Annotated in this window: 18 protein-coding genes; 1 reads left to right on the top strand and 17 read right to left on the bottom strand. The window is 42.2% G+C overall.

The annotated features are described in order from the left end of the window. The 10 genes from HMPREF1535_RS05490 to HMPREF1535_RS25315 form a co-directional block, all read right to left on the bottom strand. Positions 1–1,236 carry a 6-bladed beta-propeller gene (locus HMPREF1535_RS05490; RefSeq protein ID WP_046145525.1) on the bottom strand — a complete coding sequence of 412 codons (1,236 nt, stop codon included), beginning with the start codon at positions 1,234–1,236 and terminating at the stop codon, positions 1–3. A 10-nt stretch (positions 1,237–1,246) separates the two neighbouring features. Next, entirely contained in the window at positions 1,247–2,452 is a 1,206-nt protein-coding gene (locus HMPREF1535_RS05485) for a 6-bladed beta-propeller (RefSeq protein ID WP_007655390.1), read from the bottom strand. Between the two features lie 170 nt (positions 2,453–2,622). Further along, on the bottom strand, positions 2,623–4,245 hold the full coding sequence (locus HMPREF1535_RS05480) for a tetratricopeptide repeat protein (RefSeq protein WP_046145524.1): 1,623 nt from the start codon (positions 4,243–4,245) through the stop codon (positions 2,623–2,625). Positions 4,246–4,280: 35 nt separating this feature from the next. Then, positions 4,281–6,968: a S9 family peptidase gene (locus tag HMPREF1535_RS05475; RefSeq protein WP_046146422.1), complete on the bottom strand. Its 2,688-nt coding sequence runs from the start codon at positions 6,966–6,968 to the stop codon at positions 4,281–4,283. A 119-nt stretch (positions 6,969–7,087) separates the two neighbouring features. Next, positions 7,088–9,034, bottom strand: a complete 1,947-nt coding sequence (locus HMPREF1535_RS05470; protein WP_046145523.1) for a TlpA family protein disulfide reductase — start codon at positions 9,032–9,034, stop codon at positions 7,088–7,090. A 20-nt stretch (positions 9,035–9,054) separates the two neighbouring features. Continuing rightward, positions 9,055–10,284, bottom strand: a complete 1,230-nt coding sequence (locus tag HMPREF1535_RS05465; protein ID WP_046145522.1) for a TlpA family protein disulfide reductase — start codon at positions 10,282–10,284, stop codon at positions 9,055–9,057. Between the two features lie 139 nt (positions 10,285–10,423). Then, positions 10,424–11,098 (bottom strand): ABC transporter ATP-binding protein, encoded by a 675-nt coding sequence (locus HMPREF1535_RS05460; protein ID WP_007655383.1) that lies wholly within the window; start codon positions 11,096–11,098, stop codon positions 10,424–10,426. Between the two features lie 155 nt (positions 11,099–11,253). Next, the gene (locus HMPREF1535_RS05455; protein ID WP_046145521.1) at positions 11,254–11,832 is read right to left on the bottom strand and encodes an RNA polymerase sigma factor; all 579 of its coding nucleotides are present in this window, start codon (positions 11,830–11,832) and stop codon (positions 11,254–11,256) included. Further along, positions 11,829–12,221 (bottom strand): hypothetical protein, encoded by a 393-nt coding sequence (locus HMPREF1535_RS05450; protein ID WP_046145520.1) that lies wholly within the window; start codon positions 12,219–12,221, stop codon positions 11,829–11,831. The genes HMPREF1535_RS05455 and HMPREF1535_RS05450 overlap by 4 nt, the downstream gene beginning before the upstream one ends. Before the next feature lie 23 nt (positions 12,222–12,244). Next, complete coding sequence (locus HMPREF1535_RS25315) at positions 12,245–12,466, bottom strand: 4Fe-4S binding protein (protein ID WP_082207500.1); 222 nt, start codon at positions 12,464–12,466, stop codon at positions 12,245–12,247. Positions 12,467–12,621: 155 nt separating this feature from the next. Between HMPREF1535_RS25315 and nudC the strand changes: the two genes are divergently transcribed. Beyond that, complete coding sequence (gene nudC / locus HMPREF1535_RS05445) at positions 12,622–13,389, top strand: NAD(+) diphosphatase (RefSeq protein ID WP_046145519.1); 768 nt, start codon at positions 12,622–12,624, stop codon at positions 13,387–13,389. A gap of 30 nt (positions 13,390–13,419) precedes the next feature. On the opposite strand, the gene HMPREF1535_RS05440 is transcribed toward nudC, so the two are convergent. The 7 genes from HMPREF1535_RS05440 to HMPREF1535_RS05410 all read right to left on the bottom strand — a co-directional run bounded on the left by HMPREF1535_RS05440 (position 13,420) and on the right by HMPREF1535_RS05410 (position 22,664). After that, the gene (locus HMPREF1535_RS05440) at positions 13,420–14,247 is read right to left on the bottom strand and encodes a hypothetical protein (protein WP_046145518.1); all 828 of its coding nucleotides are present in this window, start codon (positions 14,245–14,247) and stop codon (positions 13,420–13,422) included. A gap of 18 nt (positions 14,248–14,265) precedes the next feature. Further along, a complete protein-coding gene (locus HMPREF1535_RS05435; RefSeq protein ID WP_010801669.1) occupies positions 14,266–14,772 on the bottom strand; it encodes a hypothetical protein in 507 nt (168 codons plus the stop codon). A 144-nt stretch (positions 14,773–14,916) separates the two neighbouring features. Then, positions 14,917–15,651, bottom strand: coding sequence for a lysophospholipid acyltransferase family protein (locus tag HMPREF1535_RS05430; RefSeq protein WP_046145517.1), 735 nt, complete (start codon positions 15,649–15,651; stop codon positions 14,917–14,919). A gap of 89 nt (positions 15,652–15,740) precedes the next feature. Next, entirely contained in the window at positions 15,741–16,274 is a 534-nt protein-coding gene (locus HMPREF1535_RS05425) for a DUF4858 domain-containing protein (protein WP_010801671.1), read from the bottom strand. A 77-nt stretch (positions 16,275–16,351) separates the two neighbouring features. After that, complete coding sequence (locus HMPREF1535_RS05420) at positions 16,352–17,446, bottom strand: TlpA disulfide reductase family protein (protein ID WP_046146421.1); 1,095 nt, start codon at positions 17,444–17,446, stop codon at positions 16,352–16,354. Between the two features lie 395 nt (positions 17,447–17,841). After that, positions 17,842–20,244: an FtsX-like permease family protein gene (locus HMPREF1535_RS05415; RefSeq protein ID WP_046145516.1), complete on the bottom strand. Its 2,403-nt coding sequence runs from the start codon at positions 20,242–20,244 to the stop codon at positions 17,842–17,844. 23 nt (positions 20,245–20,267) lie between these two features. Beyond that, a complete protein-coding gene (locus tag HMPREF1535_RS05410; protein WP_082207499.1) occupies positions 20,268–22,664 on the bottom strand; it encodes an ABC transporter permease in 2,397 nt (798 codons plus the stop codon). Between the last annotated feature and the right edge of the window lie 44 nt (positions 22,665–22,708).

Below are 22,708 nucleotides of genomic sequence, written 5' to 3'. Positions count from 1 at the left end.
TTATTTCTTCAGGCGACCCAGAAGAATATAGTTATTATCGTTTTCATTTATAGAGATAAGCATTTTTTTCAGAGCAGCCTCTTTATCCGGAGACAGATCCTTTGTTTTCAGTGCATTTTGTAGCTCTGTTTGTAAATTTCCCGGATCCATATTCAGAATGAAATACCCATTTCTGAAATTGGGAAAAGGAGGATGATGTCCATCGAAACTTCTGAGCGGTAATTCGGTATTTCCCAGAAAATCGTTTATCAGATGCATGTATGCCCCCTTCAGGGTCTGTTTGTCAATTATATAATATGCGGGATTAGCAGAGTCAAACATATACTTTGAAACTTGAATTGTAGAATAAGTATAGCACAGAAAATGATTGCTCAGTTCCTGAAAACCATGTTCAGGAACTGGGTCTTCAGAAAACTCTGTGACAAACTTTGGGCGTAAACGGTTATTTTGGAAATCATAGTGATAGAACGTATCTGTCCGTGCCGGCATCACATATCGGATCATTACATCGAAAGCTGAAGTATTACCTCCGGAAATAATTTCTGAGTTATAGTCATAAACAGTCCGGTCTCCCGGTTCGATGAATGCTTTTCTTTCTCCCAGGAAATCCTGTGTCCAGGCAATAGCAGGTAATCCGGGAAATGGGAGTAGGACGGCTGCAATCAAATTGCTGTCCTGAACATGAATTTTTCCTTTGGGAACACGTAAACATAAAGGGATCGGAGGAAGAGAATTACCTTTCAGGTCATATACCAGCAATTGACTACTGGTCCAGGGCAACAAATAAATCCGATCGTTTTTTTCATCAATCTGAGCGTCATAAATTGTTTGGTATTCTCCCGGCCCTTGTCCGATAGAACCGATCATAGTAATGAAATTCCCTTTGCGATCGAAAAGCTTGAACGGATTTTGCTGCTTGTTCCATACGAGGATATAATTTTCGGAAATAACTGTTTGCTGGTCTCCGACAAGTGCTTCGTTTTTATTATCCAGACGGATTATTTCAAAGTCATCGACTAGCAAACTTAAGGGAATCCGGATAGTATCCTTTAATAGTTTTTGATCGCAAATAATGACGGAATCGTCTCCTATTTGCTTAATGGAACCAACGGCAGGACAGGTGGCAAGTGTCTTGTCATTGGAGGTCTTGCATGAAATAAGAGAGAACAGAATTATAAAACCAGACAAAGTTCTGGCAATTCCTCTTTTATATTTCAGGTGATTCTTGTTTATCATATCAGGTGTACTAATGTTTTAATTTGGCTAAAATGATGATATTATTATCATTTTCATGTATTGACTCTGCCAATGTAGTCAATTCTGCTTTTTCTTCTTCTGTTAATTTGTTAGACTTTAGAGCATTTTCTAACGTGCTTTTCAGATTTGCAGGTTCAATATTCTGGATAAAGTAGCCATTATAAAAAGAGAAAATAGGCCAGCCGATTTCCGTGTATCCCAGATAATTATTATATAATCGGAAAAAAGCTCCTTTTCCAGTTCTTTTGTCTACAATATAATAGCTGGGAGATGATGATACAAATGAAGTAGCTGATACTTGTTTCGGATAGGAAGCCTCTCCTATATAATGGTTCGGAAGTTCGATATAGCCGTGCCAGGGGATCGGGTCTTCACTGAAATTCATGGTGAAGGTTGGAGACAAGCGGTTATTGCGGTAATCGTAGCGGTAAAGGCTGTCGACGCGTGTTGGTACGATGCAGAGGATATTTACGTCAAAAATACCCGGTACATTATTATATGTACAGACCTCATTACTGTAATCTTGCGGTGCAGCGAGATGGCCGGGTTCGATATAATCTTTCCTGTTCCCGTGAAAATCCTGTGTCCATGCTACTGCCGGCATGTCGGGGAATGGAAGTAGAACAACTGCAACCGTCGAATCCTGAAGGTCTACATGGAAAGTGCCTTTGGGAGCCCGCAGACAAAGTGGTATTGTAGGTTGGGGATTACCCTTCAGGTCATAGACCAGTATTTGGGCACTTTGCCAGGGCAATATATAAATTCGGTCGTTTTCTTCGTCTATATTAGCGTCATAAACATTCAGGTATTCGTTGGGGCCTTGTCCGTATGATCCGATCGTTGTCAGGAAGTTTCCTTTCCGGTCGAAGAGTTTGAAAGGATTTTGTTTGTTGTTCCATGCTAATAAATAATTATCGGAAACGATTACACGCCCTTCGCTGATCAGCGCTTCATCCCGGTTGTCCAGATGAATGATCTCCGGTTTTTCCGTAAGATAAGTGAGTAGAAGGTGTATGGAGTCGGTCAGTAATTTCTGATCGCACGAAAGAACCTGGTCATCCCCCACCTGTACAAAAGTACCGACAACGGGTGAGTCTTCCAATCCGTTATTGAATGATGATTTATTGCCACTTTGACACGAGACTATCAATAGTAAGCAAAGTAAACCAGTAATAAGATTTCCTACCTTCTTCATAATGTTGCTGTTTTAGAATGATGTTTGATGCAAATATATCCTTAAATGTTGATTACAGACTAGAAAGTCAGTTGACATTTTAGATAATACTGAAAGGGATAACGGGAAGATATATAGATGTTTACTATCTGATCGTAGTAAAAATGAATTGACATTTCCTCTTTAGCAGTTTAGAACGCATTCAAAAGATCATCCAGAGACAGGTTATCATCCTCAACTCCGAACTTCTCCCGTTTCATACGTGCTTTCTTTTGGCTGATGGCCGAAGGAGTGATATAATAGATGGAGGCAAGGTCTTTCGTGCTGATCCCGCTTTTCAACAGGCAACAGAAGGCGATGTCTTTTGTACGGAGTAACGGATAAGTATTTTTTAGTCGTTCGGCAAAGCCGGACCAGATATTATTCACAGTTTCGATCAATTCGTCTATCTCTTCCGATGTTAACCTCGATTTGTTATCATCTGTGTTTTCTTTTGCTTTTCCGGAAAGGGAAGGGATCTTTTGGGATGCAGACAGACGGCGGAACAACTGTTCACGTAAAGCCGTAGCTCTTTCACGCAAGGATATCAATTCCCGCTCTTTCTCTAATTGGGCGACCTGGTTTTTTAGTTCCTGTTCTTTTAATTGTTGTTCGCCGATGATTTTCTTTTTCCGGAGACGGTTGTAGACAATATACCAAAGGGTACAGGCTGTAATCAATATCAGACATAATGAAAGGAGGTAGATATCTTGTTGCTTCTTTTTGAGTTTTAATTGGTTATTTTCATTTTTGAGCAGTTCTTCCTGATATCGTTGTGTCATTATCTGTGATTCGGCATCACCGGATATGTTGCTGAAACTTCCTTCATAGTTTTTCCAGGCGTAGTATATTTGTTCGTCTGTTTTGTTTTTTTCATATAGCCGGGCCAATAGTTGATAGGCACGGGTTGCAACATAGGTGTTTGTGCTTTGTATTGCTTTCTGTAGGTAAACCCTTGCCGAATCGGTTTCGCCGGATGCAATGTATATTTGGGCTTGAGTAAGCATATGGTATGGATAACTAGTCCGGGTGTTACATAAACTCTGACTTGCTTTCAATGCTTCCGTTGCGTTTCTAATATTTCCCTTTTCTTTTTCAATTTCGCTTATTTTTTGATAGAAAAAGGCCGTTTGCTCCCTTGATTCGATTTCCAGTGATTTTCGGATAGCTTTTTGGTAGTAGATGATTGCACTGTCGGTTTGTTCTGAATATCGATATGCCTGTCCGATTTCTGCTAATACTTCTGCCTGGTAAGCGGCAGGGATAAAGGCACTGTCTTGTAATGACTGTATATGCTGCTGCAATGCCTGTTTTGCGTTGCCTTTGTACAGAAGGGCAAAACCGCTGTATTCGTATAATCGGGTTCGTTCTACAGGATTTGTTGCAAACGGAATACCCAGGGTAAAGAAAGAGTCAGCCCGCATATAGTTCGCCGTTTGCATATTGATAAACCCACTCCAGAAACAAGCATTAGAGGTTTTGGCTGAATCATTGTTGGCAATGAAAATATCAATAGCTTTTGTGAGCAGGGAGTCTGTCCGTATGGTCTGACCTTTGCGGAGTCCAGCAATAGTCTGAAACAGATCGTATTTCGCTTTAGGATAATCGGCCAGCTGGACAGGGTTCTTTATCTTCTCCAGAAATATTAATGTACTGTCCGGCTTTTTGTCCAGATAATTTTCAGCCTGTTCCAACCAATACTCTGTTTGTCCGCCCGTACAGGCCGACAAAAGTAGTATAGATTGTATAATTAGTAGCCAAAAAGTATTTTTCATGGAGATACCGGTTATTTGAAGCAAATATAATGCTTTTAGTATCCCAATTCAAATTCCTGATCGACTGCCGGAACTCCTTCGTCCATCCATTTGGGCATTGGTTGCTTGTTCAGGTAATGCTGGAAGAACTGGAACATACGCTTCTGGAAATCTATCCGGTTTGCCAGACGCATCGGCCAATGAATTTCTCCGGTATAATTGAGTAGCCACACCGGTTTCTGTAAACGTTTGAGTGCTACAAAATATTCTATTCCCTGATACCAGGGGACATGACCATCGTTGTCGTTATGCATGATCAGGATGGGAGTTTCTACTTTATCCATGGTAAACAACGGAGAGTTTTCCATATATTGCAATGGGGAATCCCATAAAGTTCCGCCGATACGGCTTTGTCCGTGTTCATATTGGAAAGAACGGTTCAGTCCTGAACCCCAACGGATTCCACCGTAGGCACTGAACATATTGACGACCGGAGCTCCCGATTCGATAGCGGCAAACAGGTTTGTCCGGGTAGCCAGATAAGCAACCTGATATCCGCCCCAGCTATGACCTTGTGCACCGATCGCTTTTTCATTTACATATCCTTTGGCTATTAATGAGGTAATACCCGGCATGACACAGTTGAAACAGCTTTCTCCGGGATAACTGTCTACATAACGTACATCCGGATTGAAAATGATATAACCATTACTGGTATAGAAATGGTAATCAATCGTGGAACGATGCGGTTCCGGCATATGGTAAGCATAAAGCGTTTCCGAATTACGTTCGTAGAAGTTTACGATTACCGGATATTTTTTGTTCGGGTCGAAGTTCTCCGGTTTATAGACAACTCCTTCCAAAGGTGTTCCGTCCAGAGAAATCCAGGAGACGAGCTCGGCTGTACCCCAATTCAGATTTGCTTGTTGTTCTTCTCCGTGGGTAAGCTGGATGGACTTTTTGAAACTAAGGTCAGAAAGCCTTATATCCGGATATTGCTCAAATGTTTCGGAGGTATAGATCACTGCATCCGAATATTTCGCTTTGACGGGTGTTTTCAGCATGAAGTTTCCGGCCAGCAGGGCTTTCGGCGTTTTGGGAGCAGAGAGATGTGCGCTGTAATATCCGGAACCTTTTGTCTTTTCATTGAACACTTGTAATAACTGTGACTTTGTTATATCAATGAATTTTTCTTCTTTATCCAATCTGATCAATCGATATGAAAGTTGTTCCTTTCGTCCGTTTACTGTCAGGTTTACAGGAGCGACTTCTGCTGTAGGATCGAATTTCCAGATATCATAACGGTCGTATATCAGGAGGTTGCGGTCATCAGCTGTCCATCCGGCCAGACCGTGAGGTGACGGATAGTCCGGGACGTCATTGTCTTCATCCCAGGCAGCAAAAGTAGTGGGAGTTGTCAGACGGTATTCTTTTCCGTTTGCCAGGGAATAGGTATACCAGGAACTGTCTTGCGCACAATACCAATAAGCATATGTCCCTTTGGGGGAAAGTTGCATATTGCTGTTGCTTGCTTTTTTTATTTGCCGGCGTTCTCCGGTTTGAAGATTAACTGTATAGATATCATAACGGCTTCTGCCTTCCCACATCTGTTCTGTTGCGTAGGGTTGGTTTGTCGATAACAGGGCGATCGGTGCATTACCTTCATCGGCAGTGATCAAATGAGGGATTTCCTTGTCTGCCAGTTGGAAGAGGGTGTTGCCGGAAATATTATAAACGGCAGTGTAAGTTTTTTTCAGGTCTTTTTCTTTATTATATACTTGTTGAGTATATTGTACACCCTCATCCCATTTCCAGATTTGTACGTCGGGACGATTTTCTGCCAGTACGGTAGTATCTTTTTGCATGGGAGCCGGTGCTGTTCCGAAGAAAATACGTTCAGAGTTCTCTGAAAAACGGATGTCACCGTTTTCGCTGATCACCCAGCCTTTGGGTATGAAGTTTTGTCCCTTATCAGCAACGATGCGGGCCCGGGTATTATTTTCTGCCAGATAAAGTGAAAATTGCGTATTGGTTGAGTCTTTATCCGGACAATACAGGAATGCTATTTTGTCGCCGGTTTTATTGAATGTCGCTTTTTTAATTACACCTTTACCTTCAAAAATAACGGTATGCCCTTTCTCCGGAGTAAATGTGGATAAGGTGGAATCTGTCGTGTAATATAGAATGTTTTCTTTTTTAGCGAACCCGAACTCCTTGACATCGGCAAACCGTACCTCTTTTGCTCCGTCCAGCGAACGCACATGGAGTACAGTATCTGATTTACTCTCTCTTTTATAGGCAATCCAGTCTGCACTCTCAGAAAGTTTATATGATTTCAGGGAGTCTATCGTTTCTTTTTTGTCTGAGAGATTGAAGATGACGAGTTCATCCAACGGCATATCTTCTTTTTTGGTCTTTTTCAGTTTCAGGGCTTCTACTTTTTCAAGTTCCGGCTTCCTGGTAACCAGCAGGTAACCGGAAGATGCAGAAAATTCTGCCTGTGCAGCCGGAAGGAAAGAAGCTGTCATTTCTCCTTTGGCATTGTACACGAAAATACTGGCATCTCCCCGCCAGGGTTCCATCTTACAGGCTACCCATTTCCCGTCGTGGGAGATTTTTTGTTCCGTAATACGTTTCCAGCTAACCATTTCGTCGAATGTCATCGCTTTTTTTATTTCCTGTGCGGAAGCATTGCAATAAACACTCAGACAAATAAAAAGTACCCATTGTTTGAAATATTTCATGCCGACCATTATATATGTTATGTTTGTGAATGCAATATTACGACTTTTTGATTTTACCGCAAAAAAAAGCGGAGACCATTACCTGATCTCCGCCCTTATAAAGTATATTCCGGATTTTCTTATTTAGCCAGTTCTTTATCGATCATCTCTTTCATCTTGTCCACTCCCATGAAACCGACCTGGAAGTGAACCGGAGTACCGTCTTTTGCCACTACCATGTAAGAAGGGACACCATTGATACCGAATTTCTTTCCCCAGTATTCCCATTGTTCGGCAGTAACACGGTAGTGTTCACCCTTGATGTCCGGGATCATTTGTTCCCAGGTCCCTTTCGGAGAGTTTTCGGCTGCCAGGTAGAGGAATACGACGTCTTTTCCTTCATATTCTTTCTTTACCGGTTCTGTCTCTTTCATTGCCATCCGGCAGGGACCGCACCAGGTTGCCCAAAAGTCAACGAAGACAACTTTACCGCGGTAAGGTGTTGTAATTGCATTGAATAGTTCTTCGGATGGGATATCCGCAATGTTCACACGGTTGACGGTATAGCCGGATTTCTTTTTGTTTTCCTCTATTGTCAGTTTCAGTTTCTCATTCATTTTGATAAGTTCCTCTTTGAGTGCCGGATTCAATGTATTGGTCTTTGCCAACTCTTGTTCGTCTAAAGGACGGAACTCGCTGATAGAAGCTGCCAGTTTTTGTGCGGCTAACATATCGAAAAGAAGTCCTTTATCGGTTCCCATAATCCGGGCAATATCAGCTGTATTGTCTGGGAATTTTTCGTCTTTCTCTAGTTTGATATCTTTTCCGGTAAAGTTGGTAAACTGGAGGCCTCTTAGCAAATAAGCCGCATTACCATTATAAATAAAGTAGGGATCATTGGACAACAGTTCCGGCAAGAAATTGAAATAATCCTGGGAAGCAATTGGCTTTACATAGTTAACCAGAACAGAATCTTTCGGTATTTTGTTCGTTTGCCGGTAAGCATATTCAATTGCTCTGTAACCAAGCAATTGATCAGCCAGTTCATGCTTTAGTTTCATGGCAATCAATTGACGATGTGCTTCGCTGATTCCTGTCAGTTGATTTAGCTGATCGACGGCTTTCTGATATTTTTCTGTCCAATATGTTTTATATTGATCAACCGTCATTGTACTGATGTCTTTCATCATCTGATCATATTCTTCCTGACTTCTGACACTGAATGAAGGTTCTTCAACCGGATTATTGGCGAGGTCGTTGTTTATATCAGCCAATGCTCCGGTGAAATAGAACTTGTTTCCTAATGAAGGCTTGGAAGATTGTATCTTGGATTGTGCACGACAAATTTCCGGCATATTAATTTCGACAGAAGTTGTTTCTCCCGGTTTTATATAGAAACGGGTATGAACAACTGAGTTTCCGGATAATACTACACTTGAAATATGTAATAAAGGAATTTCCAGTTTAAAACTTCCATCGGGCTTAACATTTATGGTGTTCTGGTCTGCACCGGCTGTAAGAATATTGAATACCCATATAGGCAGTTCTTCATCCATCCCCGGTTTGTAGCCAATAAATTTACCGTTTAGTGTGGCAATACCCGATTTCAATTCCGGCTTTTCCAGGACAGGCGCTTTCTCCGGTTTCTTTACGTTGGGAAAGTTAACTGTAGGTGTTTTGCCATCCAATCGTATACCCCAGATCTTGAAAGCTCCTTTGTCGTTACCTTCGATAAAATCGATTGTCTTTGTATCCTTCGGAAGGGGAGGGAAAATCAAACGAAAAGAGGCTGTACCTGATTCCGGCATCCAAAATTCCTCATTAAGCTTAATACCGTCGCCGGCTTTGATCCGGTAACTTTTACCATTGGCTTCCAACGTCGTTTCATCAACGATCTTGATCCAATATTTGGGTCGGTAATAAGCGTCGACATACATGATGGTGGCTGTGTCGTTCAGAATAATTTTCTGAAATTCGAGCGTATTGGTGTTGCGTACTTCAAAAGCCGGTTGCTCCACTACGCGATCCTGAGCGTGCAAACTTGTGCAACAGAGGAATAGAGTGAGTAAACTGATAATGTGTTTCATACCTTTATTAATTTAGATTGTTAGTCTTTTATAAAACTCTTGAGTTCTTCCAGAAGAGCGTCTTCCCTATATCCTTCTTTGATTTTCAGGATAAGACCTTCCGGCGATATATAAACAAATGTAGGAAGAGATTTTAGTCCGTAGTGTGCTGCTATGCCGCTCGAACCTAATCCATCAGACAATTGAAGCCAGTAATTGCTAACAGGACTTTTAGCAACTTCTTCTTTCCAGACGGAAACAGGATCTACAGATACACTGATTACGATCACTTTTCCTTTGTATTGTTCTGCTATTTTTTCTAGTTCAGGTAACGCTGCGACACAGGGACCGCAAGCCCGGCTCCAGAAATCAAGAAGAATATAACTTCCTCGGTAATCGGAGAGGTGGTGGGTTTTGCCTTCAACATCTTTTAATTCGGCATCATAGATTTTGTCTCCGGTCTTTACTGTTGATGAAATAGATAACAAGGATATTATTTCCTGTCCCAATTGAGATTGTTTTTGCTCATCAGTCAGTTTGCTATATACGGTAATAATGGAAGTCCGGACTTTAGACCTTTCGGTCTCTTTTAAATTGTTCAGTCCTGCCAGGCTCATGGAGTTGTCCGACATTGAAACAAGTTTGTTAAACTTCCCTTCTTTGTAGCATTTGGCTGCATTTCTTAATTCTTCCAGTCCTGCAAGTGTTATGGGATTTTTCAACATTAGTTGTAATTCTTTGTATAGGATGACTTCATCATGGATACTATTTATCTTTAGGTGCAATGAATCGAACTGCTGCCGGGGATTCGGATTTTTGCCATCGGCATTAGCCAGTATTTTCATGGCTTCGGCTGTCAAATCATGAATTTGCATTGCCTCTTTTTGAGTCGCTTCTCTGAAACGGTTTAATTCTATCTGTTCCGGGATTGGAATATCGCTTTCTGTCCTCCAGGTTTGTACATAAGGAGCTTTTCCGGTAATTTTAATGTTAGCTCCTGGTTTTACCCAAAACTGATAGCCGGTGCGGTTAACAGTGAGAAACATTTTGGTAATAGTGTCGACCTCCCTGGTAATTTTGAATTTACCATTTGCCATTGTAAAAAAGTCATCGACCTGCATTCTGGCTGTATTTCCTTTCATTTCCGCACAACTGAGAGTAATGCTGTCTGGCATATTCTGGATATCACCTTCGATTGTACATGTTTTTTGTCCATAAGCGGAAGAAACGGTTAAAAAGATTCCAAATAATAATAGACCTAGTGCTTTCATGGATAATTTGATTTGTAGTTAATGCCGGCAATGTACAAGTTTATTTGGATTTGATATACTGGAAAGTACGAATATTTCGTAGACTGCAACATCTATTAACATGTTGCAGTCTACTCTTTGACTTTTGTAACATTTGTAATTAGATTACCGTCTCCGTCACCACCTGTCCGTCGAACAGGTTGATGATGCGTGAAGCATAGCCGGCATCATGCTGGCTGTGGGTTACCATGACGATGGTTGTTCCTTCCTTATTCAGTTCGTTGAGCAGGTTCATTACTTCCTGGCCGTTTTTACTGTCCAGGTTACCGGTAGGTTCATCGGCAAGGATTAGTTTGGGGTTGGCTACTACGGCACGGGCTATGGCAACGCGTTGTTGCTGACCTCCGGATAACTGTTGAGGGAAATGTTTTTCACGATGGACGATTGCCATACGTTCCATGGCCTCTTTCACTTTCTGTTTGCGTTCGGAAGCCGAAACACCCATATAAAGCAGGGGAAGTTCTATATTTTCATATACGTTCAATTCGTCGATCAGGTTGAAACTCTGGAATACGAAGCCGATAATCCCTTTACGCAATTTTGTACGTTGTGCTTCCGTATATTTGGAAACCTCTATCCCGTTCAGGTAATATTCGCCGGAAGTCGGGTTGTCCAGTAATCCCAGGATATTCAGCAGCGTAGACTTACCGCAACCGGAAGGCCCCATTATCGCTACAAACTCTCCCTCTTTAACTTCAATATTCACCTTGTTCAAGGCCCAAGTTTCAACTTCCTCTGTACGGAAGATTTTTTCTAATGCTACTGTCTTAATCATGAGTATAAGAATTTTAATTTACTAATGAAAGAACAAAAGCTGTGCCAATATTGTAAGTGTTTGATTTGTATTGTGTTGTGGTTTTAGATTCTCTTCGGCGTTGTGCATATCCGCACGGATATAGTTCGGAAACGCACTTTTAGGGAACAAGTTGTTTACAAAATATCTTCATACAGATTATATAATCTTTTCCTGAGAAACAAGACTGCATATCTTTTCCTGGAAATCAATGTATTGACCGGTATGCCGGTCGATTCTGAAATCTCCTTGAACGGAATGCCTTCCAGTTCCGTCAGTTCAAAGACGGCCCGTTGCTCGTCCGGCAATTCCAATAATGCGTGTTCCAACTCTTCCCAGACGGTAGAACGGATATAATCCATTTCCGGCGACTGGTCTTCGTCGGGCATGAGTTCCGCCAGTTCTTTCAGGAAAGTGCCGTCTTCTTCGTTGGCGGAGAGATAGGGCATTTCTTCTTCCCGGTGTTTGCGGCTGCGGTCGATGATCTGACTGCGGGCCACAGAATATAACCAGGCGGCGATCTGTTCGATCGGACTGTCCTCCTGGTCATATTTCATGAACTGGTAGAATATGTTTTGCAGGATATCTTCACTGTCTTCTTTGGAGGACACACGCCTGGAGATAAAACCTTTCAGCTGTGCCTGGTATTTCCGGAAGATATCCGCAACCCGTGTGTTCTGCTCCGAAGCGGAGCGGTTTTGAACTATTTCTTTCATTGGGCATTATCACCTGAAGACGGCTCCTGTGTATTAAATCTGCCATTGCGGAAATCAGCCATATGTCTGCGGATATGTTCCCGGCGCTCTTCCCAGGGCATATTTCTCATCTGCTCGTGGAAGCGGTTATGCTCTTCCCGGTTACCGAAGAAAAAGCCTCCGGGATGATGACCGAAAGGACCGAAATGTCCAAACCCTCTGAACCCTCCGAATAACAGTCGGCAAAGAACCATCAAACCAAGCGCCTGCCAGTAGTTAATGACTGACCAGCCGATAACGGCCGGTATCAGCCAGTTCCACAGATACATAACTCCCAGGCTGGCCAGTGCAAACAGCCCTATAAAAAATAAAAAGATGAACGCTCCTCTGAATACTCCCGGATTTCTCATTGTTATTTAATTTAATATGTTTATTACTCTGTTATTAATTCAATTGCATAGGTTTTGCAGACATCGACACAGTTACCGCAACCTACACAGCTTTCCGGATTGACCACTGTAGCATAGCTGCAACTTCCGTTATTCACCATTTTCAAAACCTCTCTCCGGCATCTCTTCACACACTGTCCGCATCCACTACACTCATAAGCAAAGACTTGTAAAGATATGACTTCTTTTCTCTTTCTTCCGAACATTTTTCGTTTCCGTTTTAATAATTAAAAATCTATTAGTAAGACATGCCTTCTATTGTTGTAGACGATTGGGCCGGAAGAATATTTTAAATAGAAATATTTTTTTGATGTATATCCGCATTAGTCAGTATATTTGTGCCGTTCAAAAGTAAAAAGTGATGAGCAATGTAAATAATGTATACTGGTTTATTTTCTTCAACGACCAGTTACTGCTTCAGAAAAAAGGTGAAACATATACAATCCCTTATAGTATCAATCCTCCTGTGCCGGTTAAAAATGTGCTGGAAGTCAGTTTATTGGAGGATATGCCGGCTTGTACGGCCTCTGTGGATACACCGCTGGAAGAAACGGCTGAATACCTTCCGATGGGTTTGCGGGCATCCTACGATTACCTCGATCCTATCTTACATAAAATAGCCGGAAAAGCGTATGAGTTGATTTATTGGGACCAGCATAGCCGTTTTTGTCCTTCATGCGGAACGAAAACTGTCATGCAGACAACTATTTCCAAACAGTGTCCAAACTGTAAATATGAAATCTATCCGGTAGTCTCTCCGGCGATATTGGTACTGATCCGCAAAGGAGATGCTATACTGCTGGTCCATGCCCGGAATTTCAGAGGTTCTTTCTATGGTCTGGTTGCCGGTTTCCTTGAAACGGGAGAAACGCTGGAAGAATGTGTAAGACGCGAAGTTATGGAGGAGACAGGATTGGAAATTAATAATATTACCTATTTCGGGAATCAGCCCTGGCCTTATCCGAGTAACCTGATGGTTGGGTTTATAGCCGATTATGTAAGCGGCACGATCCGTTTACAGGATGAGGAATTGAGCGAAGGCGCTTTCTTCACTAAAGACAATCTGCCTGAGTTACCTCGTAAACTCAGCCTTGCGCGGAAGATGATCGACTGGTGGCTGGAACAGTAAAGTGTAAGATCGTATAACGGCATAATATGCTTATTGAGCATTATCATATTCATATTGTGCCGTGAAGTTTGATCTTGAACTGTATAATACCAGTTCGCTCGATTCGGATCGGATAAGGTTATAATTGCTATCGTATGTATTGATCACTTTTCTCAGGGCTTCGCCGGTCGGGGAGAAAGTCACTGAACGGGTATTCAATCCGTCGATAAAAGAATGCTGTGTATAGTTGATTAACTGGTTGTTTGCCATATAATGACATTCCAGTATCAGTTTGCCGACCTTATCATACGAGTGGGTCGTATAGTTTTCCAATATTCCCGAAGTCCCGTAATGCTCTTTCCGGTCAAGCATATTGTTTTTGTATTTATATAATGTATACTCCGACTGGGATATCACCGGATAATGGGTGATTTTTTTCTCTAACTTGCCATCATTCGAATAGATATATACCTGTGTCTGAAGATTGATAAATCCTGTAGAGGTATTTTTGTTCGCATTAAAATTGTTGGTCATGACCAACTGCTTATCTACGTTATATTGATAAACATTGTAACCGAGAGTATCGGTAATTGCTTCCCCTTCAAACAGGCAGTTAGAAATCCTGGATAATTGACCCTCGTCATTATATTCGTAAATCTTGCCGGAATAAGCGGAGTTGCTGGCGGGCGAAATCATCCGTTTTAACCGGGCATTGTTAAGCGACAATCTTTGGGGAACATCGTCATTTACGAATGCCACTTCCGGATTCTCGTTGACCGGAAGTTTGTCGAGATCGGAAGAGTCGCAACTGGTGATCCCGCTTATGAAAAACAGGAGGCAGACCAGTAAAGTCCATATATGTGTAGTTGCGATCGTCATTGAGGGGATGGTTTATATTTATTGGGTATCTAATGCATCGAGCCATATATCCAGGCATAATTGAGGATAGAGATAGAAACTTTCCTCCAAAGTGCCGGTTGCTCTCATCTGTTCCGCAATCTGATCGGCAATAGCCGGTTTGGATGATACGAGAATGTCACTGATGATGTTAGAGAAAAAGCTCAGTCTGCTTTTCAGGAATTTATCCATCAGCAGATAATAGATATGGGGTGAGGAAGAAAGGAGAAAGTTTTTAAAATCCTTATATTCTTCCGTTTCCATATAAGTGTACGGAGAAGTTATGTGATCCATTTCATCACATTTCTCCTGGAATAAGTCGAATTTTTCCTTAAATGTTCTTCTCTCGGATTTGGAGGATAATTTCATCCCCTGGTTAATCCTCAACCGCAGGTCGGGAGTCACCTTATACACATCCGGCTCCTGGAAGTCTTCGCTGTCGCAGGAGGTGAAGAATAGTAGGGCCAATGAGGCAAGCAAAAGTGCCAGTATTTGTAATTTAGTCATAATTGTCCGTCTTTTTTTATATTATTTCTTAACCTTAAGACGCAATATTTCAAGGAAATGCTGCATCTTATCCGATTAATTTATTAATAGTCTTTAATTATAAAACGGACAAATTATGAAATACTGCATGACAAATAAAAAAAATTACACTTTAATACTGCGGATCACAGTTTGTTCGGTTTCGGCAAAGAGTTCGGCGAAGGGCTTAGCCTTCACTGGAATAGGGTCGTGGATGATGAGTTCGATACGGTTGCCGATTCCCAAAGGAAAGGAACCCCATTTGGTCATCTTCCATGAGTTGTTGATCGTGACCGGTACCATGTAGGCCGACGGTGCATATTTACAGAGGATTTTCAATCCGTTTTCAGCAAAAGGACGGGGCTTGCCTGTTTTGCTTCGTGTCCCTTCCGGGAAAATTACTGCCGAGCGTTTGTTTGTTTCAATATATTCGGCCATTACACGGATGGCGGTCAATGCCTGTTTCGGATCCTTCCGGTCGATAAGGACGGAGCCGCCGTGGTTGAGGTTGTACGAAATACTGGGAATACCTTTGCCCAGTTCGATTTTACTGATAAACTTGGGATGAACTTTGCGCATGAACCAGCAGATAGAGGTTATATCGTAGAGGCTCTGATGGTTCGAAGCAATGATCAGGGGCGAGTCGGTCGGGAGTTTCTCCAGCCCGCTTATTTTGTATCTTGTTCCCAGAATATAGGTGTTGAAAACCAGGAAAAAACTCAAGACATCCACGCTCTTTTTATGTGCTTTGTAGCCGAACAGGTTAAAGCATATCCACTGTACCACATGGAAGAACACCAGTGTAATCCCAAATAACAAATAATAGATGACTGAAAACGGATACGAAATGATTTTTTCCATTTTATCCTTGTAAATTGTATATTTATAAATTTGACTTTACCTTTGTTAATAGGGTAACAAAAGTATAAAAAAATATTCTACTACTGTGATTACGGATAATTATTATAATATTTCTGAGTCCGCCAGCGTTGCGCATTTTTCCTTTTATGGCGTGCACTGGGCATAAAAACCTGTTGTAACATATCGTCGAACGAGATGCCGGACGGCTTTCGGGCTTCGGCACGGATTCCCGATGAGACCTGGAAAGATCCCAGCATTTTCACTTTGGGTAACGGTTTATTCATTCCGTATAACATGAATACGGCGGGAGGAAGGTCTTTCGGGTCCACTTTACGGTTTGGGTTATAGTCGGTATCTTTGGGACGTACGTATTCCGTGAAATCTTTTTGTATGGATTGTGCTGGGGATAGCTCGGGTGCCATGATCATATTTGAAGCCGGTTCTTCCGTATTGATCAGCGTACCTGACCGGATAGCTTTCAACGCTTCGGGATTCAGTTCCAGCTTCTCCTTGCCGGAGAGTATATTCCGGAGCCATACCGAGTCCTTTTCTGTCCATTGGGCATATAGGTATCCCGTATTGCTCAGGCAGATTAATAGTAATGTAATTATTCGTTTACTCATCTAAAAAGTTCAACTTCCCGTACATATTCTATTTATTGAAATGTGCGGGAAGTCGAAATACTGCATCGTATTTGGGTTTATTTAGTTTCGATGACTTCTTTTACCTTTGCTTTCATTGCATCGCCACGTAGGTCACGGGAGATAATCGTACCGTCGGGACCAAAAAGAATGATATGCGGAATGCCGTTGATACCATATAGTTTGGTCGGTTTATCACCGGCGTTCAGAATCTGCGGCCAGGTGATTTTAAGTTCTTCTATTGCCTTTTGGGTATTTTCTGGATTGTCCCATACGGCTACGCCCAACACTTCAAGGCCTTTGTTTTTATATTGATTGTAGATTTCTGCCAATACCGGAGTTTCGGCACGGCACGGTCCGCACCAGCTTGCCCAGAAATCAACCAGTGTATATTTGCCTTTTCCTACATAGTCGGACAGGGATACTTTGTTACCGTCTTTCGTTTCGATGGTGAAATCGACGAACGGTTTTCCTTCGGCTGTCTGTTCCAAAGCGTTGAAACGTTGTATCGTTTCCTGCATATTCGGTGTGTTGCGTACTACTTCGCTCAGTTGAGGGAGTTTCGCTTTGATTTCGTCCGGCGAAAGATAGCCGTCCATATAATTCAGTGCGATAGCACCGATCGGGTTATCCAGGTTTCTGTTGAAGAAACCGTCGAGCATTGACAGGTAAGCGGGTTTCCATTCATTCTGGAAAAAGTTCTTCTGCAATTCCATGCGTTCGGCTTTATCCTCTGTCTGTTTCATGAATTCCTGTCGTTTGGCATCGATCAGGGCAGACATACTGTCTTGTGCTGCGAAGAAGCGGGCAATCTCATTGTTCAGAGGGCTTCCCGACGGAGTTACCGGTTTGCCGAGGTCGAGATTGATTGTCCCGTTTTCAAGAATGAAATTGACATAATATTCACGGCTGGCATCGATACGGCAGTAAGCTGCGGTGTCCATTTTACCGGTAAAGGTGAACGTATTTCCTGTTACAACTGTGCTGTCTACATAGACGTTATTGTTGTTACGGTTATAGATATAGATCATTTTTCCGTCCAGCGAGTTGTCGGGGATAGTACCGTTTATGGTATAAGTCGCAGCTGGCTTTTCCGAACAGGCGGTAAAAACCAGTAGTCCGGTTAACAAAGTGAGTAAAAAGTTTGTTTTCATATGCTTGATAATTAAAAATATACGTACTCCGGTTAAATGGATATACGAAAGTAGGAAAGATTCTTTTATATCCGGCATAATTCCCCCTGTATAATCCAAATATTAATTCTTTTTGGGAAGTGTAGGTTGTAATAGTAATCTTATTCGATCCATCCTTTAAAATGCGGTCAAATCCTGGCAGTCGCTGTTTGGGGCCTTAGAGACCGGTTGCCGGGCTTTAGTAAGATGAGAATAGTTTCACCCTAATGAAACAGTTGTTTCTTCATAGTGAAACAAGTGTTTCATTAGGTAGAAACAAAAGACAGTTTACTTGGTCTTTATTACTTCTGCCGGATTGATACGGACTGTTCGCAGTATATCGCACAATGGTTCATATTTTTTGATATCATAATCTTTTACTCCGCTTTTACCGATTCCGCCGGATTTGCCTGTGCTGCTTCCTTTACCTGACGGAAGATGGAAAGGAGGACAATTACACAGGTAATGAAAAAGACGGCGATGAAAGACCATATCGTCAGGTGGATGTGGTTGGCATATGTTTCCAACCAGCGTTTCATCAGGATATAGCCTATCGGTAAGGCAAACAGGTTGCTGATTACGACTAATATCAGGTATTCCCTGAAGAATAATTGCAGGATATGGTAGAAGGTCGCACCGTTCACTTTGCGGATGGCAATCTCTTTTTTACGTTGTTGGGCGGAGAGGCTGACCAGGGAGTAAATACCGAAAGTGGAGATCAGGATACAGACAATGGCTATGATACTGAATATGCTGAAGATTACCTTTTCGGGACGGTTGAACTTGTCTACCAGGTCGGATAGTTCCGTACACATCTTTTGGACACTTACTCCATGTGGGTTCAATTTTTGCGTAACTTTTGAGATATGTTCCAATACTTCTTTTTTGTGCCCGGGCGTATAGCGGACATAGAAGTACTGGATTGGATAGTAGTCTGCAAAATCTTTGTCCGTATGCAGGCGGAAGAATACTTTGCTAACCGGATATTGTAAGGGGGCATAGATATAATCTTCTATGACTCCGCATACTTTCAGATTAGTCTTTGTTTCTCCACCGTATATCGGTCTTTCCAGCAAATCCATATATCCCAGCTCTTTATATCCGGTTTCGTTGACGATGTAATCATCCGGATTGTTGTCGCCGATCCAATTCCCTTGTTTTAGCTTCAGCTTGAAGAAAGAAAAAAAATCTTTGCTGACGACCATGACCCGGTCTTCCCTTTTCGGGTCCGGATCGGCAGGATCGAAAGCAAAATGGGTAACATAGGTGCCATACCAGTTTCCCTGTTCGGTAAACAGGTTGGCGTTTGTGATTGTATAGCAAGCATCGGTTATATGCGGATGGTTTTTGAGTCCGGGCATCAGTACTTTGAGATCCTGCTCGTAGGCATTCTCATATCCCATATCTACCTGAATTACATTTTCGTAATCCACTCCCTTGTCTTTGGTCAATATAAAATGCAATTGTTGGAAAAGGACAAGCGAAGTAATGAAAAATAGGGAGCCGATAAATACCTGGCCGATGATTAATCCTCGCTTGAAGAATACAGGATTTGTTTTCCGGTTGCCTAATACATTCCGTATAGGAAGAAATGTTAGTAACCAGAATAGGAGTGTGCTGGCTATGATCGATAACAGTGCGTTAAAAAATAAAGCTGATTTGTCGATATGTCTCGATATCCCTTCATAAATGCCGTAATGATTCCATGCCGTATAATTTTCGTAGTAAGGAAAGATTACTTCTATCAGGCAGAACGCCAAAAGATAAGCTATTGCCATTGGAACGAATAACTCTATCCATCCTTTCAGCAACATATCTTTAGACGATGCACCGATACACAGATAGGTCTGGTTCTTTATCTGTTTGCGTTGCTGTTGGCCGATAAAGAGAACAAGCAGATTCATCAGAGCGCTAAGAAAGGCCATCAACCCCGCCAATGCCAGGATATGGATATTGCGTATCCGGCTCTCCAGTTCCGGATGCGCATGCAGATGGACTTCCGGAAGTGTCCGTAAATTGATTTTCCATTTATCGATATGTTCTGTACCCCAGGGATCTTCCGCATGGCTTTTATAAACAGCCAGTTTCTCTTTGACCTTGTCGACATCGGCATTTGCTGATAGCCGAACGTATGTGGTATAGCGGTTCACATGGGGCTTAGGCTTCACTTGGTCAATCTTCAGGAATTGGAATATCAAATCCGAATTATCCGGGTAGTTTTTAATGACTCCGGCCACGACCGGATGGTATTGCTCGTGCAATTCGAATAATTTTCCGACACAATCGGTCGTTCCGAAAAACTTCTTGGCAGTACTTTCGGTAAGGATGACAGATGAACCGTCCGGGTAAGTTCCTTGATAGGTCCCGGCTATGAAATCGGCTTTGAAGAAGTCGAAGAAGGTATGATCGCAGACTAATCCGCACACCGTTTGGGTGGTATTGTTGATCTTTGTGTTATAAAAGGCATCATTGAGGATACAGACTTGCTCAATTTCCGGCACCAGCTTCTTTATCTCTGCCAGGTCATTGATATGCAGTTGATTCAGGTCGGCATCGGCTCCCGTTGCTGTTTTATTGAGTCCGGAAGTAGTCAGACAATAAAGCCGGTCTCCGTTCGGATGGAAGTTATCGAAATGTGTCTCCCACCATAACCAGTAGTTACCCAGTACGAAGACAGTGAAACCGATAGCCAGTCCGAGGATACTGATGATGGACTGAGCTTTATATTTGACTGATTCCCGAAAAGTAATTTTGAAGTAGTGTTGTGTTTTACTTTGCATGATTTTATTCGCTTTTAATGATTTTATTCGCTTTTAATGACTATCGCCGGATTCGTTTCAGACGCTTTCAGTGTCTGGTAAAGGACGGTACAGATAATCAAAGCGCTTGTTGCTAACAATACTATGGCATACATCCATAAACCGATACTGATGCGATAAGGATATTGTTCCAGCCATCCGTGCATAAACAACCAGGCTAGTGGAAGGGCAATCGCATTGGCTATGACTACGATTGTCAGATACTCTTTGAAGAACATGCTGATAATTGTTTTTGACGAGGCGCCCATCACCTTGCGTACGGCTACTTCTTTCCGACGTTGTGCAATGTTGCTGGATGAAACGGAATAGATTCCGAAGATCGAGATCAAAGTACAGAGTATGGCCAGCAGGGAGAAGAGTTGCAGGCTGGCATCTTCGGATTTGTTCAATTGGTTGAAAACATCTGTCATTGTCTGTATTTTGGGAGTTGTATCTCCTTCTTCTTTGTGTTTTTCAAAGACTGTCCGTATTGTTTTGATGGCAGCCTGTTCATTTTCGGGTTTCACACGGGCATAATAGCAGTAACTGTTCCATTTACTTCCGTCGAGCGTGATAATCGCCGGGAGTATAGGGTTACGCAGGCTGGCTGCCTGGAAGTCTTTGACGATGCCTACGATCTCCAGCTCTTTTTGTCCTCGTTTTCCGTCTCCGTAAATAACACCGTTCCAGATACTGATCTTTTTTCCGATCGGGTTGTCTATTCCCATGATCCGGGCGGCTTCTTCATTGATGACGGCTGTGTTGCCCGGCGTGGTCCAGTCTTCCGGATCTGAGTCGCCTTCATTTATAAAATTACCTTTTAATAAGGTTATTTTGAATGCATCCAGAAATTTATCGCCTGCCTTGATTACCTGGAAATTCGGATTGAAATCGTCCGGCTTTCCTTCCCAACTGACTTCATTTTGTGTATGAGGTTCGTGAGTGATGGAGAAGATGCTACATTCTACAAACTCATCGATTATCGGAAGGGTTGCCAGTTCGTGGGTGATTCCGGACCGGTCACGATAATCCATTGTGATATGAATCAATCCCTCTTTCTGGAATCCCAGGTCCTTATGTTTCATTAATGAAATCTGTCGAAGCATGATGAAGGTGCTCAGCAGGAAGAATACGCAAATGCCGAGTTGAATAGTCATGCTGACCTTGCGGAACGACCCCTTCCGGTTAGCAGAAATACCTCCGGACAACATCAGTGAAGATGTTCGTATGAAACGCAGTAATAATGGGAATGAGACAACTATCAATACTCCCCAACTGACTAAAGTGATTATAATCAAACTCGTATAAAAATCAGGGTCGGCTATCTTCGTATCGAAGGTTTTACAGAACAACGAAGAAGTGAGTTCCAGCAGACAAAAGGCCAGAACAAAAGCGATACCTGTTTGTAATGTGAGTTCGGTCAATAGCTGTATGATCAACTCCCGTTTACCGGCACCGATCGAATTTCGGAGCCTTATTTCTTTTATGCGCTGGTAGATACGGTTTAGAAGGAGATTGATGAAATTGAAGAATACGCACAGTAATAGCAAAATGGTTGTTATGGCAAAAGTGCGGATGTAGGATAAGTTGAACGATAACTCGCTTCCAAAAGTATGCCGCATGTCTGTTAACGGAATCATCTTTACCGCAAGCGTATTCAGGTAGTTGTTTTTCTCCAGATAGGTTTGTAACTTTTTTCTGAATACATCCGCACTGGCTTTGTCTTCCAACAGCAGATAAATTTCATTTTCAAATTGACTCCATTGTCTGTCTTCCGATATCCTGTCCGTCATTTCAGTGGTAAACTTATCCAACTCGAAGACATCCTGTTTGAATGCGGAGTTAGCAGGTGCATCTTCCACTACCGCCACGATGGTGAGCGTTTCCCGATATCCGTTTTTCATTACTTTCCCGATCGCTTCTTCCGGACTTTTGAAATATTTGAGGGCAAAAGATCGGGTTATGACAATTTCATCCAGCGAATGCAACAGATTCGTTTGCCGGCCGCTGAGAACTTTCCTGGGGAAAAGGGTAAAGAAGTTGTTGTCGATAAATATTTCTTCCGGGTCTTCCAGTATCTGATCGTTATATTCGAAGGTAGAACCGAAATTCCCGTATACCAGTGCCGTTTCTTTTATTTCCGGAAAATCCAGTTTGAGTTTGCGGGCCAGGACGAGTGGTAATTTCCGCTCTTTTTTTCCGGTTTGTTTGTTGATGCCGTAAAGCGTGTACATTTGTTTGGACTTCGGATAAAAACCGTCGTACGACGTTTCGTATTCCAACCATTTCATCCCGTAGGTGAAACAGACGAGTCCGATAGCCAGTCCGATAACGCTGATAAGTGTTTGCAATTTGTATTTGATAAAATTGCGTGAAGCGATAGTGATATAGTGTCGTATCATGATTCTCTTTTAATGGTAATTTGTTTTGATCTTAATACAAAATA

The organism is Parabacteroides goldsteinii DSM 19448 = WAL 12034 (assembly GCF_000969835.1).
Taxonomy (GTDB): Bacteria; Bacteroidota; Bacteroidia; order Bacteroidales; family Tannerellaceae; genus Parabacteroides; species Parabacteroides goldsteinii.
The sequence above is the reverse complement of the archived record's forward strand: the minus strand, read 5'-3'. Positions and strand labels throughout refer to the sequence as shown.